Genomic DNA, 13,910 nt, shown 5'->3' with positions numbered 1-13,910 from the left:
AAAAAAGTAAAGGGTAAAAAGGTAAAATACGCCGCCATTATACCCGATGAGCTTAATGGATGTCAGCGTAATAGCCACGCTAATCGCAAGACATTCACTCAAATTTTAAAATGAAGACAGATAAGGCAACCAAACAACCAAAGCCAGTAGCGTGACCAATAGTACGGGCGGGGTAATAAGCAGTCCAATCTTCATATACTGCCCCCAACTGATTTTATAGTCTTTTTCTGCCAATACATGGAGCCACAATAAAGTTGCAAGGCTACCTATAGGTGTGAATTTCGGCCCCAAATCATTACCAATCACGTTAGCATAAATCATCAGCTCTCGAGTGGCATCAGGTACTTGCGCACTATCAATCGCCAGTGCACCTACTAAAGTAGACGGCATATTATTCATGACAGAGGCTACAATAGCAGAGAGGAATCCCGTTCCTACTGTTGCGATGACCGTACCCTGCTGCCCTAGCCAATTCAAAACTTGAGCACCATAGGCAGTCAATCCTGCATTGCCCAAGCCATAAACCACCAAGTACATACCGATGGAAAATAATACTATTTGCCAAGGCGCTTGACGCAGGATATCAGATACAGAAACAACAGCATCACGCCCTCCTCGCCACCAGCGACCTGCAATTGCCATTAATATTAACGCCGCCACTCCTGTCACCAAGGAGATAGCAATGCCCAATGACTCAGTCGTAAAGTAGGCAATAAGTAGCAACGCGAGCAACGGAAAGGCCGCTTTAAAGACCAGCGGATCTTCAATCGCAGACTCGGGTGCACTCAAATCAGCAATGGAGTAGTGTTTTGGAATGTGCCGCGCATAGACTACCCATAATACGGCGAGCGTCGCCAATACAGAGACAATATTGACCGGTATCATCACTGCTGCATAACGACCAAACCCAATGTCAAAATAATTAGCACTAACAATATTGACCAGATTAGAAGTGACTAACGGTAGACTTGCGGTATCAGCAATGAAACCTGTTGCGATAATGAAAGCCAAAGCAGATGGTGGTGAGAATTTAAGACGTAGTAAGATAGCGATAACAATTGGGGTCAATAGCAATGCTGCCCCATCATTGGCAAACAATGCCGAGATAAACGCACCTAAAATCACAATCATAGGAAATAGCAAACGTCCTTGCCCATTGCCAAGCCTAGCCACATGCAGTGCTGCCCAGCCAAAAAATCCTGCTTTATCTAAGATAAGCGAGATGATGATAAGCGCCACAAAGGTAAAAGTCGCATCCCAAACGATGTCCCACACAATGCCAATATCGGAGAGCTGTACCACGCCAAAAGCCAAGGCGACCAATGCGCCGCCCATTGCACTCCAGCCAATACCCAGTCCTTTGGGCTGCCATATCACTAAAACCAAAGTCACGATAAATATCATCAATGCGATCATTGAGTAACCTTTTTAGGCTTAATTATTATAAGAACAATTATGTAAGAGCAAGTATTAGAAAATGAAGTATTAGAAAATAAATTAGAGTGATTTTTGATTGACGCGCTGCGACAGCTCCTCTGCGCTTTCTACTCGTTCAGAGTAACGGTCAGTCAGATAGGCTGAGCGTCCACGAGTCAGCCAAGTGAATTTTACCAACTCCTCACAAACATCCACGAGACGCAAATATAAAGGAGACTTATCCATACGATCATCGTCGTTAAATTCCAAAAAGGCTTTAGGAATAGAGGACTGATTGGGTATGGTAATCATCCGCATCCAACGCCCAAGAATGCGCAACTGGTTAACCGTATTGAAGCTTTGGCTGCCACCGCTGACTTGCATCACTGCCAAAGTTTTGCCTTGGGTTGGACGCACACCACCTAATGACAATGGAATCCAGTCAATTTGTGCTTTCATAATACTGGTCATACTGCCATGACGCTCTGGGCTCACCCAAAGCATACCTTCTGACCACAGCGCCAACTCTCGCAGCTCTTGTACTTTTGGATGATTGGCATCAACAGCATCAGGCAATGGTAAACCCGTCGGATCAAAGGTTCGAACCTCACAACCATACCAACGCAATAGACGGCTCGCTTCTTCACTGGCCAGTTTAGAGAATGAGCGCTGGCGTAGAGAGCCATATAGCACCAATATTCTTGGCGCATGGCGCGGGTCATGTGTACCAATTAAAGACTCAATATCGATAGGCTGTATACTGTCTACATCAATATTGGGCAAATCACCCAAATCGACTACATCTAAATCTGCTGTTTTATTTGCCATGATAAATCATTTCCCCATCTTCTTTAGTAAAGCTGCTCACGGGATTCTCTAATAATTCAAATACGCGTTCTGAGGGGCGGCATAATGCCGCGCCTTTATTGGTGACCACGATAGGGCGATTGATTAAAATGGGATGGGCAATCATCGCATCAATGATTTGATCGTCAGACAGTTCAGAACTGTCTAATCCTAGCTCATCATTGACAGGCTCTTTGCTTCGTAACAGCTCTCTTGGTGAAAGGTTTATCTTTGCCAACAGCTCAACTAAATAATCACGGCTTGGTGGGGTTTTAAGGTATTCAATCACTTCTGGATTTTCGCCTGATGCTTTCATGATGGCCAATGTATTGCGAGAAGTACCGCATTTTGGATTGTGAAAAATTATTGATGTCATAGTAATTTTACCTATATTTATGAATATGCTTAGGGTATGTCCCAAATCTTAAAAAAATTGGCTAAATGAGCTAAAAATGATGATACGCCCTAGTATTAAAGAGATTTATTGAACCCGTTATTGGCTTACTGATGGTTTGAAAGACTGTCTGCATCAGCAGGTTTAGCACGCTCACATCCGCTCAAACTGTCCATCAGAGACGCACATAATTCTGGATGTCCTGCACAACAATCTTGCAATAGAAACTGAATAACCTCCTCCATATGTGACAGTGAGGCGCGATAAATTATCTGCCGACTGTGCCGTTGAGACACCACCCACCCTGCACGAGCCAGCACCGATAAATGCGCTGACATCGTGTTATGTGGCACAGACAGTTGACGAGCAATTTCACCTGCTGGCAGACCAACGGGCTCTTGGCTGACAAGCAACCTAAAGGCCTTGAGACGAGTATCTTGAGAGAGCGCAGCAAAGCTTGCGATAGCATTTATTATTTCCATATGTCCAATAATACAGACATATGGAAATAATTCAATATTTTATTTAAAAAATATTGAGATAAAACCAACCCTATCTTTCATCAAAAATTGAAATCGCTGCAAAAACTGCAATAGGGTCTTGCAAGACCGTTAAAATCAGCATAGGCTAATCTATTTAATTTTCTATTCATCCACACTTTTTATTAGGGGACATTATGCTGTCACATTGGGTACGAGCCATCTTGCAAGCCACCGTCTATGACGTGGCAATTCAAACACCACTTGAAGCGGCACCCAAGCTGACCCAACGTTTTGCTAATGACATTCGTTTTAAACGCGAAGACTTGCAACCGGTCAAATCCTTTAAATTGCGTGGTGCCTATAATCGAATTAGTCAATTAAGTGATGAGCAAAAAGCCCACGGCGTCATTTGTGCCTCAGCAGGTAATCATGCCCAAGGGGTTGCTTATTCTGCGCGTAAACTTGTCCTAAACAATATCATCGTGATGCCGACCACCACCCCTGACATCAAAGTAGATGCCGTTAAAGCACTAGGCGGCAATGTCGATTTGTATGGTGATAGCTTCGATGAAGCCAACCGTTATGCAATCAATCGCGCTGAAACAGAAGGTCTGACCTTTATCCCACCTTACGATGATGAATTGGTCATTGCCGGGCAAGGCACCATTGGTCTTGAGCTCACCCAGCAATGGCGCAACATGGATTATGTGTTTGTTGCGGTTGGTGGTGGTGGTCTCATCTCAGGTGTCGCGGCATTTTTGGGCGAAGTTGCCCCGCATGTCAAAGTGATTGCGGTGGAAGCAGAGCAATCAGCTTCTCTTAAAGCGGCGCTTGAAGCCAATGAGCGCGTTAAGCTTGAGCAAGTTGGACTGTTCGTCGACGGCGTGGCAGTTGCTCAAATCGGCGAATTGCCATTTGAAATTATCCGTATGCAAAAGAGTGATAAATCAGGTCCTTTAGTCGAGCCTGAAGTGGTGACTTGTACCAATGACGAAGTATGTGCAGCGGTTAAAGACATCTTTGAAGAAAATCGCAGTATCGTTGAGCCTGCGGGTGCGTTACCCGTTGCTGGTATGAAAAAATATATCGAAGCCCATAATTTACAAGGTAAAAACTGCGTCGGTATTATTTGCGGTGCCAATATGAACTTTGACCGCCTACGCTATATCGCTGAGCGTACTGAGATTGGTGAGAAAAAAGAAGCCATCTTTGGTGTGACGATTCCTGAGCAGACAGGCGCTTTCTTAAATTTCTGTCGTAGCTTACATGGACGCAATATTACTGAGTTTAATTATCGCGCCGATAGTAAAAAATCACCTGACTCTATGGAACCTGCATCAATATTTGTCGGTATCGCGCTAAAAGAAGGCGACAAAGAGCGTAAAACCATTCGTACCCAATTGGCAGCTGATGGCTATACAGCTCATGATTTGACCGATGATGATATTGCCAAATCGCATATCCGCCATTTGATTGGTGGTCATGCGCATGTCGCAAACGAGCAATTATTAAGTGTGGTTTTCCCTGAACGTCCAGGGGCATTGCTGAAGTTTCTAGAAAAACTGGGTGATGACTTTAATATCACTTTGTTTCATTATCGCAATCATGGTGCCGCCGAAGGTCGCGTACTGGTCGGTTTGCAAGCGTCTGAAGGTAACTCTCGTCAATTACAAGACGCGTTACTCGATATCGGCTATGACTGCACCATGCTCAATGACAATATTGGTTATCAATTATTTTTGAAATAAAAATAAACTATTAATCCATCAATGGCTGTTTGTTAATTATCAAAAATCCGCCATTGATAAATGAACAGTGATTATGCATTGGTAGCTTTTATTAATTCATAGCGACCATGATGAGGTGGTAAACCGTGACTCAAAAGATATTGATCTTTGTATTATTACTGGTTTTAGCACTTTTGGGTTATAAGGTGCTGCAACCTAAAAACACGACCAGTAACCCTATCGCTGACGTTGCGACTGATACTCCAGTTGACGCTGCTTTTACCTCAACTGATCTGGATGATATACCGCCAACGTACGTCGACTCAGATGCAACGTCAACATCAGTCTCGGTAGTAAAACCAGTACTCACGTCGTCAGCATCAGCATCAAGCTTTACCTGTGATGGCAGGAAGCATTGCTCTCAGATGACGTCATGCGCAGAAGCCACTTACTTTGTACAACACTGCCCGAATACCAAAATGGATGGTAATAATGATGGTATCCCATGTGAGCAGCAATGGTGTCACTGATTTTATATCAAATATAAACTGAGAACAGCATGCATACTCCTGCTATTTTTGCCGAAGAAAACCTAGAAAACATTATTGGATTTATCGCAGCCAACCCCTTAGCGACCTTGGTTGCTCAAACCAAAGATGGCATCGAAGCCTGCCATATACCGCTCTTCTGGCATAACGATAACTTTATGCCTGATGCTAGTGTTGGTGTTGGTGTTGGTGTTGGTGTTGGTGTTGGTGTTGGTGTTGGTGTTGGTGTTGGTTCTGATATTAACTCTAATGCTCAGCACGGCTATCTTTACGGTCATTTCGGTCGTAAAAATCCTATTTATCAGAACACCTTACCAGATACTGCGTGGTTAATTATTTTTCAAGATTCTGGACACTATATCAGCCCCAACTGGTATCCTAGCAAAGCGAAAACCCATAAAGAAGTGCCCACTTGGAACTATCAAAGTGTCCATATTCAATCTAAAATTGAGCTGCTTGAAGACGCCGATACGCTGAAATGGATATTAGCAACCATGACTGCACGGCAAGAGGTGCTATCCGACCATCCTTGGTCATTAGATGAGGCACCTGCTACTTATATCGATGCTATGTGCCAAGGGATTATTGGCTTTAAGCTGCCCATCGATTCTATACAAGCCCAATTTAAATTAAGCCAAAATAAAACCGTAGAAAATATCACAGGTGTGATTAATGGTTTAGCGCAGTTAAAGACAAATGATGCGGCAGAAATGGCGATGAAAGTTGCCAATCAGAATAATGGCTAAGACGAGACTTTCTCTCTTTACCATAAAAATCTATTTTTAAACATTTTGATAGCGCAAGGCTCTTTCAATTTGCAAAAAAGCCACCATTATTATTATCTTACTTTATGGATATCGATGAGGTTTTGATGAGTAAACACAACAAAAACCACAATCAGCCTAACCATAGCCAACCTGATGTCGTGCGTATGCGTCTCGATAAGTGGTTGTGGGCAGCACGATTTTATCGCACTCGCAACCTTGCTAAAGAAGCCATCGAAAGCGGACGGGTACATTATGCGGGTAGCCGCGTAAAGACCAGTAAAGAGATTATGATTGGCGATGAACTACAGATTCGTCAAGGCTCAGCCACTGCCATGACTGAAAAGACCGTCGTCGTTGAAGCACTAACGGCGCAACGTGGTAATGCGCTCGCCGCTGAAGTCTTGTATTCAGAGACTGAAGAAAGCGAAGAGCGCCGCGCTTATCATGCTGAGCAGCGCAAACTTGCCAATCTTGCACGGCCTGATAATAAGCCCAACAAAAAAGAGCGCCGTGACCTTCAACGCTTTAAGCACAAACAAGAATAAGCTGGTCAAAGTACGACCTTAGATTATAAATAATATCATCGAAAATTCGTGAACAGATGACCGTATTGTTTAGCTTCTACTCTTGCCATTCAAGGCATTAAACGTTACGCTGACAGCCGATTTACTTAATTAATTGCATGCTAATAAAAGCCGCACCAACATGCCGGTCTCTTATAGCATGTTTTTTTGTTATACAAGGTCATATTATGCTGATGAAAACCTGTACCCCATCTTCTGTATTATTGGTTTGTTTGGGAAATATTTGCCGATCGCCAACGGCTGAAGAAGTCTTTCGTCAGCAAGCAGCGATTGCTGGATTGTCAATCAAAGTAGATTCAGCGGGAACGAGTGACTCGCATATTGGTCATGCGCCCGACACTCGCTCGCAACGCCATGCAAAAGCGCATGGTTATAAAATCAATAAACTGGTCGCACGCCAAGTCAGTGCCGATGACTTTCGTGATTTTGATTTAATTCTAGCGATGGATACACAGAATTTAGCTGATTTACAAGCCATCAAAGACAGCTTGATAGAGACAGAAGACAATTTGGCCAAGTTGGCTTTATTTAGTGAAGAAGATCCTACTTATGGCGGCGACGATGTGCCAGATCCTTATAAAGGCGATGGTGATGACTTTGAAGAAGTGATCGAGCGTATTGAGTCAAGCGCACAAGCGTGGATTGAAAGCTGGAAAGCTTGCTAACGATAAAGCTAACTTTCTGCCACCTTTTTATCTTTCATCCTTTATAATAAACACTGTGTAATCCATTATCTATCTGCCACATGGGCTATGTTATGACCTCAGTTTCACGCTTGGATTCTAGTACTCAATTTGCCATGACCACTGATTTGCCAGCAGGCTTATTGACCCGTGAATTAGTCGATTTGTCACATGGTAATACCATGGCCTTAGCATGTGTTGCGGATACTGTCGTGACACTGACGGCTGAAGCACAGCTTGACGATTTTATGGCAAATTATACAAAAGACATAGCGCAAAATAAGCCATTATTTGTGTTGTCTGGCGGTAGCAATGTATTATTACCAGCGCATCTGAATGCTATCGTATTGCAGCCCGAAATGCGCGGTATCAGCCTAACCGCTCAGACAGATAGCCACGTCGATATCGCAGTAATGGCAGGTGAAAACTGGCATGACTTGGTGGTATATACGGTCAGTCAAGGTTGGTATGGGCTAGAAAATCTGGCACTAATCCCGGGGCTAACTGGCGCAGCACCCGTACAAAATATCGGTGCCTATGGTGTCCAACTAGAAGACTGCTTACAGTATGTACGAGCCTATCACTTACCCACTCAAACTTGGCATCATCTCACAGCCGCCGACTGCAAGTTTGGCTATCGTGACAGCATTTTTAAACGTGCACCTAACACTTGGTTAATCAGCTGTGTTGGATTCAGATTACATACCGATGCAACCAAAATCCTAGCCAGCTATGGTGATGTGCAAACCGTTTCACAACGCTATGCCGAGCAAGACTATCGTACGCAGCCAGTGCCTGCGGATATCATGCAAGCGATTATCGATATTCGTCAACAAAAACTCCCTAATCCCAAGCAGCTGCCAAATTGTGGTAGCTTTTTTCAAAACCCCATTATTTCTCAATCGCACTTTACTGCTTTACAATCGACCTACCCTACTATCGTCGGCTACGCTATGCCTGATGCCATGGTAAAGGTTGCGGCAGGCTGGTTGATTGAACAGACAGGCTTGAAAGGTGGTGGTATTGCACCGATTGTCACCCATCAGCATCAAGCCTTGGTGCTGACCAATCATGCCCCTTATCACGCCACTCAAGATGATGTAGCAGATGCCCAACGACATATCGTCGATACGGTTTATGAAAAATTTGCAATTCAGTTAGCGCGTGAGCCAGTTTGGGTAAATACTGACGGCTCTATTGGGTATGATGAGCATGTGGTCTAAGCGGCTATTATCTAAGCGACTATGGCGTTATTACCTGCGTTCAGCTGAGCGTATGATAAAACTATTTCGCATTATTAATATTACCTTTTTACTTGGTTCAACGACTGTTATTTTAGTACTCATCAGTCTATTCACGCCGCTGTTCTCCCAAGCGATTGTTTATCTATTTACGCTTTTGCCATTGCCCAGCCTACCCTCTACTGCCTTGAGTTCACCGCCTACCGCTTATGTGGTGTTAGGCGGCGGACTAACCAATGATCATGACAATCAAATTATTCTTAATAGCTACAGCCTCAACCGTGCCCGTACCGCTGCCAGCGCTTATCACGACTTACCCCTACCTATTGTACTAAGCGGTGCTGAAGCGCCGTGGCTCGGTCAATGGCTCATTGAGCATGGTATTGATGGGCTGATAAGCGAAAATGCCAGTATGAATACCTGCGAAAATGCGCGTTTTACCGCCAAACGTATTCCATTGCGTCATGTGTATCTCATTACTGACAGCTACCATATGGCACGTGCTCGTAGACAGTTTGCCTTAAACGGTATCAATAGCACACCACTTAGCGCCCCTTTACCAGTGAGCCGTGACTGGATGAAACCTGCGCAAAACTTAAGTCATTCTCGACGCGCTGTTTATGAGGTTGCCGCTTATTTACGCGATGTGATACGTCCTCAAATGAATTGTCGTCATGCCAACGACGTGACCTCACAGCAGCTGTTAACCCCTAGAGGTAACGCAGCAAAAAAACCTGACGAATAAAGTTAAATACAAGCAGGTAGCCAGTTCAATATCTTCTGAGAACTAACCCTAATCTCTACCGGTCATCCACTATACTTATGATGAGTGTATAATAATAAAAGAAAATGCTATTTAAGAGAGTTACCATGCTCAGTATATTTTTGTTAATTCCATTGAGTCTCATGCTATTTGTGGTTGCCATCTGGGCGGTACGCTATGCGGTCAAATCAAACCAGTTTGAAGATTTGGACAATGCATCACAGCGCATCATATTGGATGATCGCCAAGAGCGACGGCAAACCATACAGGCTCATGATTACTCAGCGCCTATTTCACAGAATGACGATACCACAGCGACTGATATAGTCGCTGATGATAAGGTGAGCCATCCTGATATAGAGTCAATTGATCATGCTGACCTTGATAAACAGCCAAAAATCTAGCATTGAGCCACCTTATCTATAGTAGAAGATATTGAAAGTGTGAATATATGGCAACCGATCGCAAATAGTACGACTTAGTACATTGAACGAGGTGGATGCCATAACCACTTATCAAGGCTTGGACTATCTGCGCAGCCTACTGTTAAGTGTTGGTTAAATGCCGATTATATGCGTAGGTTTGCTTTTCATTTTTTAGGAGAATCGCCCATGACCACCGCTTTACTTATTGCGGCACTACTAATGGGATTTTTTGGTTCACCGCATTGCTTAGGCATGTGTGGCGGTCTGGTGACAGCATTTGGGCTATCGATGAAAGACGTCAGCCCGACCAAACGCCGTGCTCTTGTGGCAACTTACCATTTAGGTCGTTTGACCAGTTACGCATTTTTAGGTTTGATGGCAGGATTGATTGGCACCACTGTGCTAGAACCCTTAATGAAAGGTAACAGTACGCCACGTATCTTGCTAGGCTTGGTGTTAGTATTCGTTGGCGTGACCATGCTTGGCGCACCATTTTTAAAAAATCTTGAGCGTTTTGGTATGCGATTTTGGCAATATCTCAGCCCACTTCGTCAAAAAGTATTTCCACTCAATACCTTTCCGCGAGCATTAACGGCTGGACTGCTTTGGGGATTTTTGCCTTGCGGATTGGTTTACGGTGCATTATTGATTGCAGTAGTCGCTCACAATCCACTAAGCGGTGCAGCACTCATGTTTGTGTTTGGCTTAGGAACCGTACCGATGCTAGTCGCCACGCACGAAACCGTTGGCTGGTTACGTGACAAGATTGGACGTTTTCGCTTGAGACAGCTTAATGGCGCTGTCATGGTATTATCTGGCTTAGCCGTTGTGTTTGTCCCTATAGCAATGTCTAGCATGCATGGTGGGCATGATATGTCCAATATGCAAGGCGATCATATGCAAATGAGCGATTCAGAAATGACGGATATGCCGATGGATACAAATATGGATCACAGCAGCCATCATATGATGCCAACTGATAACAGCACAACTCCCCAAGATATGGATCATAGTATGCATGATATGAGTGATGGCGCGATCAACATGAACCACGATGAACATTCTGAAATGATGCAACAAGCTCAATAGAATCATCGACAATAGATATTGTTAAAATATAAAATCATTTAACATCAAAATCCATCATATAAAAAAGCCCTCAACATCATGATTGATGTTAAGGGCTTTTATGATTCCGATAGCTGTACACTATCGTAGAACTGACGGCTTATAAATCACTATTCTTGCCACTGCTCAAGGGTAAACTTAGTATCTAAATGCTTCTCTAGCGCTGGTATATTAAAAGCATCATCTTCACTCACAAAACTAATGCTGATGCCTGTTTGTCCAGCACGACCCGTACGACCAATACGATGCACGTAATCATCTGGCTGATCAGGCAAGGTATAATTAACCACGTGGCTAACATCATCGACATGGATACCGCGTCCTGCGACATCAGTTGCCACCAAGACAGAAGCATGACCATCTTTAAAACGCTGTAAATACTTTTCGCGTTTTTGTTGAATGACATCGCCTGACAACATCACAATTTTATGCGCTTGACGCAGCTTATGATAGAGACGCTTGACTTGGTCTTTACGATTGGCAAAGACAATCACTTTATCCACTGCCGTATCACTGATGATACGCTGCAACGCTTCTAATTTTTGATCTTCTGTCAGTAAGTAAAAGTGCTGATCGACTAACTCACTGGTTTTATGTTCTGGCTCGATTTCAACAAACTGCGGCTCATGCAACCAGCGATAGGCTAGATTCATCACATCTTGGTTAAAGGTGGCAGAAAACAGTAAGCTTTGACGGTCTGTATTGGCTGGCATCCGACCGACCAAACGCTTGATGTCAGGGATAAAACCCATATCTAGCATTCGATCTGCTTCATCTAACACCAGTACTTCCACTCGATCTAAATAGACCATGCCTTTATTGGCAAGATCAATCAAACGACCAGGTGTCGCGACCAAAATATCAACGTATTGACGCTCAAGCTCATGCTGCTGAGTCTCATAATTGGTGCCACCCATAATACAAACACTGTGTAGCGAAGTATATTTGGTCAAAGCGATACAATCATCAAATATTTGCTGAGCAAGCTCGCGAGTGGGCGCCATAACAACGGCACGTGGCTCACCCAAATAACGCTCTTCATCATTGCTGAAAGGACGTTTAAGCAAGGCTTCCATAATAGTCAATAGAAAGGTTGCCGTCTTACCAGTACCCGTCTGCGCCTGTCCAATAGCATCTTGATTTGCCAACGTATGCGGTAATATTTGTGCTTGTATGGGCGTTAATGCCGTAAAACCTAGATCGCTTACGGCACGTAAGGTCGGTGCTGAAAGTGGCAAATCAGTAAACGTGGTAAAATTACTCAAAAAAATATCCTTTTAAATTAATCACTTGTTCATTACTAATAATAAGTAGACTCATGATAAATAAGCTCATGATAACCCGTTATATTGCTGTCTAAATTAAGCAGCAACAATAATATGAAATCTATATATAGCTGACTGAGATACGGGCATAAAAAAAGCCAAGCCTAACGCTTAATCCCACCAAACATGCTGATTTTGACTCAACATGGGTAAGATAAAACGGGCTTGACTCAGTAGTATATCAGTAGTGTCTACAGACATTATAGCTAAACCGCTCTAATGACTGGATAGATTACTCTTCTACTTTTCTGACTTCTTCAGCTTGAAGGCCTTTATCACCTTCTACTACGCTGAATTCGACTTTTTCGCCATCTTTTAGAGAACGATAGCCATCACCTTGAATCGCGCGGAAATGGACAAAAATATCTTCTCCGCTGTCACGTTGAATGAAGCCAAAGCCTTTTGAGTCATTAAACCACTTAACGATACCTTGCTCACGAGCTGACATAATATTGCTTCCTAAAAAAGTCCGCTTAGCCCCAAATTCCTTTGCAACATTGCATATAAACGGGATCTAAGATGATGAAATCAAAAACTTAAGAGTACTATCCTCACTACTGTTATCTACATATCGCACCTATAGCAAATAACGGTATGTACCAACACAGTGAGTATTTACAAACATAACGACTGCCTTACTGATTGCTCTACTTCGGCAGTAGCAACAAACTTGCAATAATTATTGCATAAAAAATATCATAGCACGGGTTTTTAGCAACATAAAGACTTTTAACATGATTTTTTGGCTTTAGCTTTATTTTTCATGTAATTTTTTTATAACCTCGTCATCAAGCTGTTATCATAAAGAGAAAGGTTTGATTAAACTGTGCAATTTTACGCTTATGCCATTTCATGCTTATACAGTATCTAAACCTTATAACAAATAATAAATCCTCAACCTCGTTTCATCGTTATAGAGACCATTATGACCTCTCCTTCTCAGTCTATACCAACCGTCACGCCTTCAAAGCAAAATGCCGATAAAACACTCACTCATAAGTTATTGCTCGTTAATGGGGTCAATTTGAATTTATTGGGTAAGCGCGAACCTGAGATTTATGGTCATACGACACTAGCAGATATCGAGGAACGTCTGATCGCACGTGCAGCTCAGTACGGTATTGAATTGATATGTATACAATCCAATCATGAAGGTAATCTGATAGATGACATTCAATATCATGGACTTTTAGCGGATACCACGCTGCAAGTAGATGCCATTATCATTAACCCAGCCGCCTTTACTCATACCTCGGTTGCGTTACGTGATGCGCTCTTGGCCACACAAAAACCGTTTATCGAGGTACACTTATCCAATGTGCATGCGCGCGAGCCTTTTCGCCATCATTCTTATCTAAGCGATGTCGCCGTCGGTGTTATTTGTGGTTTGGGGCATCTGGGTTATCAAATGGCATTGTCCTACTGGCTTGATAGCCTCTACTCTGTCACAATCAGCGATTAATGCTTAATCCTGATTACCGAAAATCATGAATTGTATAACTATACTTTATCAATAGCACACGAGTTAAACAGCAATTGTTTGACTAAAATACTAAAATTATGACTGAGCAAACAATCCAC

General features: G+C 43.2%; 15 protein-coding genes and 1 pseudogene. 10 read left to right on the top strand and 6 right to left on the bottom strand.

What is annotated here, in order from left to right:
* Window positions 1-105: 105 nt before the first annotated feature.
* From JMW64_RS06795 to JMW64_RS06780, 4 genes are all read right to left on the bottom strand, one after another.
* Window positions 106-1,416, bottom strand: coding sequence for an arsenic transporter (locus JMW64_RS06795; RefSeq protein WP_201553786.1), 1,311 nt, complete (start codon window positions 1,414-1,416; stop codon window positions 106-108).
* Between the two features lie 81 nt (window positions 1,417-1,497).
* Window positions 1,498-2,244 carry an arsenical resistance protein ArsH gene (gene arsH, locus JMW64_RS06790; protein WP_201553785.1) on the bottom strand — a complete coding sequence of 249 codons (747 nt, stop codon included), beginning with the start codon at window positions 2,242-2,244 and terminating at the stop codon, window positions 1,498-1,500.
* Window positions 2,234-2,638, bottom strand: a complete 405-nt coding sequence (arsC, locus tag JMW64_RS06785; protein WP_201553784.1) for an arsenate reductase (glutaredoxin) — start codon at window positions 2,636-2,638, stop codon at window positions 2,234-2,236. The genes arsH and arsC overlap by 11 nt, the downstream gene beginning before the upstream one ends.
* Before the next feature lie 125 nt (window positions 2,639-2,763).
* Complete coding sequence (locus JMW64_RS06780) at window positions 2,764-3,138, bottom strand: ArsR/SmtB family transcription factor (protein ID WP_201553783.1); 375 nt, start codon at window positions 3,136-3,138, stop codon at window positions 2,764-2,766.
* A 194-nt stretch (window positions 3,139-3,332) separates the two neighbouring features.
* Here JMW64_RS06780 and ilvA point away from each other — a divergent pair, with 194 nt between their 5' ends.
* The 9 genes and pseudogenes from ilvA (at window position 3,333) to JMW64_RS06735 (ending at window position 10,965) form a co-directional block, all read left to right on the top strand.
* Window positions 3,333-4,886: a threonine ammonia-lyase, biosynthetic gene (ilvA, locus tag JMW64_RS06775; protein WP_201553782.1), complete on the top strand. Its 1,554-nt coding sequence runs from the start codon at window positions 3,333-3,335 to the stop codon at window positions 4,884-4,886.
* Between the two features lie 347 nt (window positions 4,887-5,233).
* Window positions 5,234-5,395 (top strand): annotated as a pseudogene (locus tag JMW64_RS14140) (excalibur calcium-binding domain-containing protein); the annotation flags it as partial.
* 29 nt (window positions 5,396-5,424) lie between these two features.
* Complete coding sequence (locus JMW64_RS06765) at window positions 5,425-6,159, top strand: FMN-binding negative transcriptional regulator (protein ID WP_201553780.1); 735 nt, start codon at window positions 5,425-5,427, stop codon at window positions 6,157-6,159.
* 125 nt (window positions 6,160-6,284) lie between these two features.
* Window positions 6,285-6,725 (top strand): RNA-binding S4 domain-containing protein, encoded by a 441-nt coding sequence (locus JMW64_RS06760; protein ID WP_201501170.1) that lies wholly within the window; start codon window positions 6,285-6,287, stop codon window positions 6,723-6,725.
* Window positions 6,726-6,931: 206 nt separating this feature from the next.
* On the top strand, window positions 6,932-7,429 hold the full coding sequence (locus tag JMW64_RS06755; RefSeq protein ID WP_201553779.1) for a low molecular weight protein-tyrosine-phosphatase: 498 nt from the start codon (window positions 6,932-6,934) through the stop codon (window positions 7,427-7,429).
* Window positions 7,430-7,563: 134 nt separating this feature from the next.
* Window positions 7,564-8,670 carry a UDP-N-acetylmuramate dehydrogenase gene (gene murB, locus JMW64_RS06750; protein ID WP_201555058.1) on the top strand — a complete coding sequence of 369 codons (1,107 nt, stop codon included), beginning with the start codon at window positions 7,564-7,566 and terminating at the stop codon, window positions 8,668-8,670.
* Window positions 8,660-9,433 carry a YdcF family protein gene (locus tag JMW64_RS06745; protein WP_201553778.1) on the top strand — a complete coding sequence of 258 codons (774 nt, stop codon included), beginning with the start codon at window positions 8,660-8,662 and terminating at the stop codon, window positions 9,431-9,433. The genes murB and JMW64_RS06745 overlap by 11 nt, the downstream gene beginning before the upstream one ends.
* Window positions 9,434-9,558: 125 nt before the next feature.
* Entirely contained in the window at window positions 9,559-9,855 is a 297-nt protein-coding gene (ccoS, locus tag JMW64_RS06740; RefSeq protein WP_201553777.1) for a cbb3-type cytochrome oxidase assembly protein CcoS, read from the top strand.
* Window positions 9,856-10,062: 207 nt separating this feature from the next.
* Window positions 10,063-10,965, top strand: coding sequence for a sulfite exporter TauE/SafE family protein (locus JMW64_RS06735; protein ID WP_201553776.1), 903 nt, complete (start codon window positions 10,063-10,065; stop codon window positions 10,963-10,965).
* A 149-nt stretch (window positions 10,966-11,114) separates the two neighbouring features.
* Here JMW64_RS06735 and JMW64_RS06730 read toward each other — a convergent pair whose 3' ends face one another.
* Complete coding sequence (locus tag JMW64_RS06730; RefSeq protein WP_201553775.1) at window positions 11,115-12,269, bottom strand: DEAD/DEAH box helicase; 1,155 nt, start codon at window positions 12,267-12,269, stop codon at window positions 11,115-11,117.
* A 292-nt stretch (window positions 12,270-12,561) separates the two neighbouring features.
* A complete protein-coding gene (locus JMW64_RS06725; RefSeq protein ID WP_011513806.1) occupies window positions 12,562-12,777 on the bottom strand; it encodes a cold-shock protein in 216 nt (71 codons plus the stop codon).
* A gap of 477 nt (window positions 12,778-13,254) precedes the next feature.
* Here JMW64_RS06725 and aroQ point away from each other — a divergent pair, with 477 nt between their 5' ends.
* Window positions 13,255-13,791 (top strand): type II 3-dehydroquinate dehydratase, encoded by a 537-nt coding sequence (aroQ, locus tag JMW64_RS06720; RefSeq protein WP_201553774.1) that lies wholly within the window; start codon window positions 13,255-13,257, stop codon window positions 13,789-13,791.
* Window positions 13,792-13,910 lie beyond the last annotated feature (119 nt).

This window comes from Psychrobacter immobilis (genome assembly GCF_904846065.1).
Taxonomy (GTDB): domain Bacteria; phylum Pseudomonadota; class Gammaproteobacteria; order Pseudomonadales; family Moraxellaceae; genus Psychrobacter; species Psychrobacter immobilis_H.
The sequence above is the reverse complement of the archived record's forward strand: the minus strand, read 5'-3'. Positions and strand labels throughout refer to the sequence as shown.

Excerpts from the sequence above, each read along its gene's own strand:
- JMW64_RS06795 (WP_201553786.1), bottom strand. The coding sequence starts at position 1,416 with ATGATCGCATTGATGATATTTATCGTGACTTTGGTTTTAGTGATATGG.
- arsH (WP_201553785.1), bottom strand. The coding sequence starts at position 2,244 with ATGGCAAATAAAACAGCAGATTTAGATGTAGTCGATTTGGGTGATTTG.
- arsC (WP_201553784.1), bottom strand. The coding sequence starts at position 2,638 with ATGACATCAATAATTTTTCACAATCCAAAATGCGGTACTTCTCGCAAT.
- JMW64_RS06780 (WP_201553783.1), bottom strand. The coding sequence starts at position 3,138 with ATGGAAATAATAAATGCTATCGCAAGCTTTGCTGCGCTCTCTCAAGAT.
- ilvA (WP_201553782.1), top strand. The coding sequence starts at position 3,333 with ATGCTGTCACATTGGGTACGAGCCATCTTGCAAGCCACCGTCTATGAC.
- JMW64_RS06765 (WP_201553780.1), top strand. The coding sequence starts at position 5,425 with ATGCATACTCCTGCTATTTTTGCCGAAGAAAACCTAGAAAACATTATT.
- JMW64_RS06760 (WP_201501170.1), top strand. The coding sequence starts at position 6,285 with ATGAGTAAACACAACAAAAACCACAATCAGCCTAACCATAGCCAACCT.
- JMW64_RS06755 (WP_201553779.1), top strand. The coding sequence starts at position 6,932 with ATGCTGATGAAAACCTGTACCCCATCTTCTGTATTATTGGTTTGTTTG.
- murB (WP_201555058.1), top strand. The coding sequence starts at position 7,564 with ATGACCACTGATTTGCCAGCAGGCTTATTGACCCGTGAATTAGTCGAT.
- JMW64_RS06745 (WP_201553778.1), top strand. The coding sequence starts at position 8,660 with ATGTGGTCTAAGCGGCTATTATCTAAGCGACTATGGCGTTATTACCTG.
- ccoS (WP_201553777.1), top strand. The coding sequence starts at position 9,559 with ATGCTCAGTATATTTTTGTTAATTCCATTGAGTCTCATGCTATTTGTG.
- JMW64_RS06735 (WP_201553776.1), top strand. The coding sequence starts at position 10,063 with ATGACCACCGCTTTACTTATTGCGGCACTACTAATGGGATTTTTTGGT.
- JMW64_RS06725 (WP_011513806.1), bottom strand. The coding sequence starts at position 12,777 with ATGTCAGCTCGTGAGCAAGGTATCGTTAAGTGGTTTAATGACTCAAAA.
- aroQ (WP_201553774.1), top strand. The coding sequence starts at position 13,255 with ATGACCTCTCCTTCTCAGTCTATACCAACCGTCACGCCTTCAAAGCAA.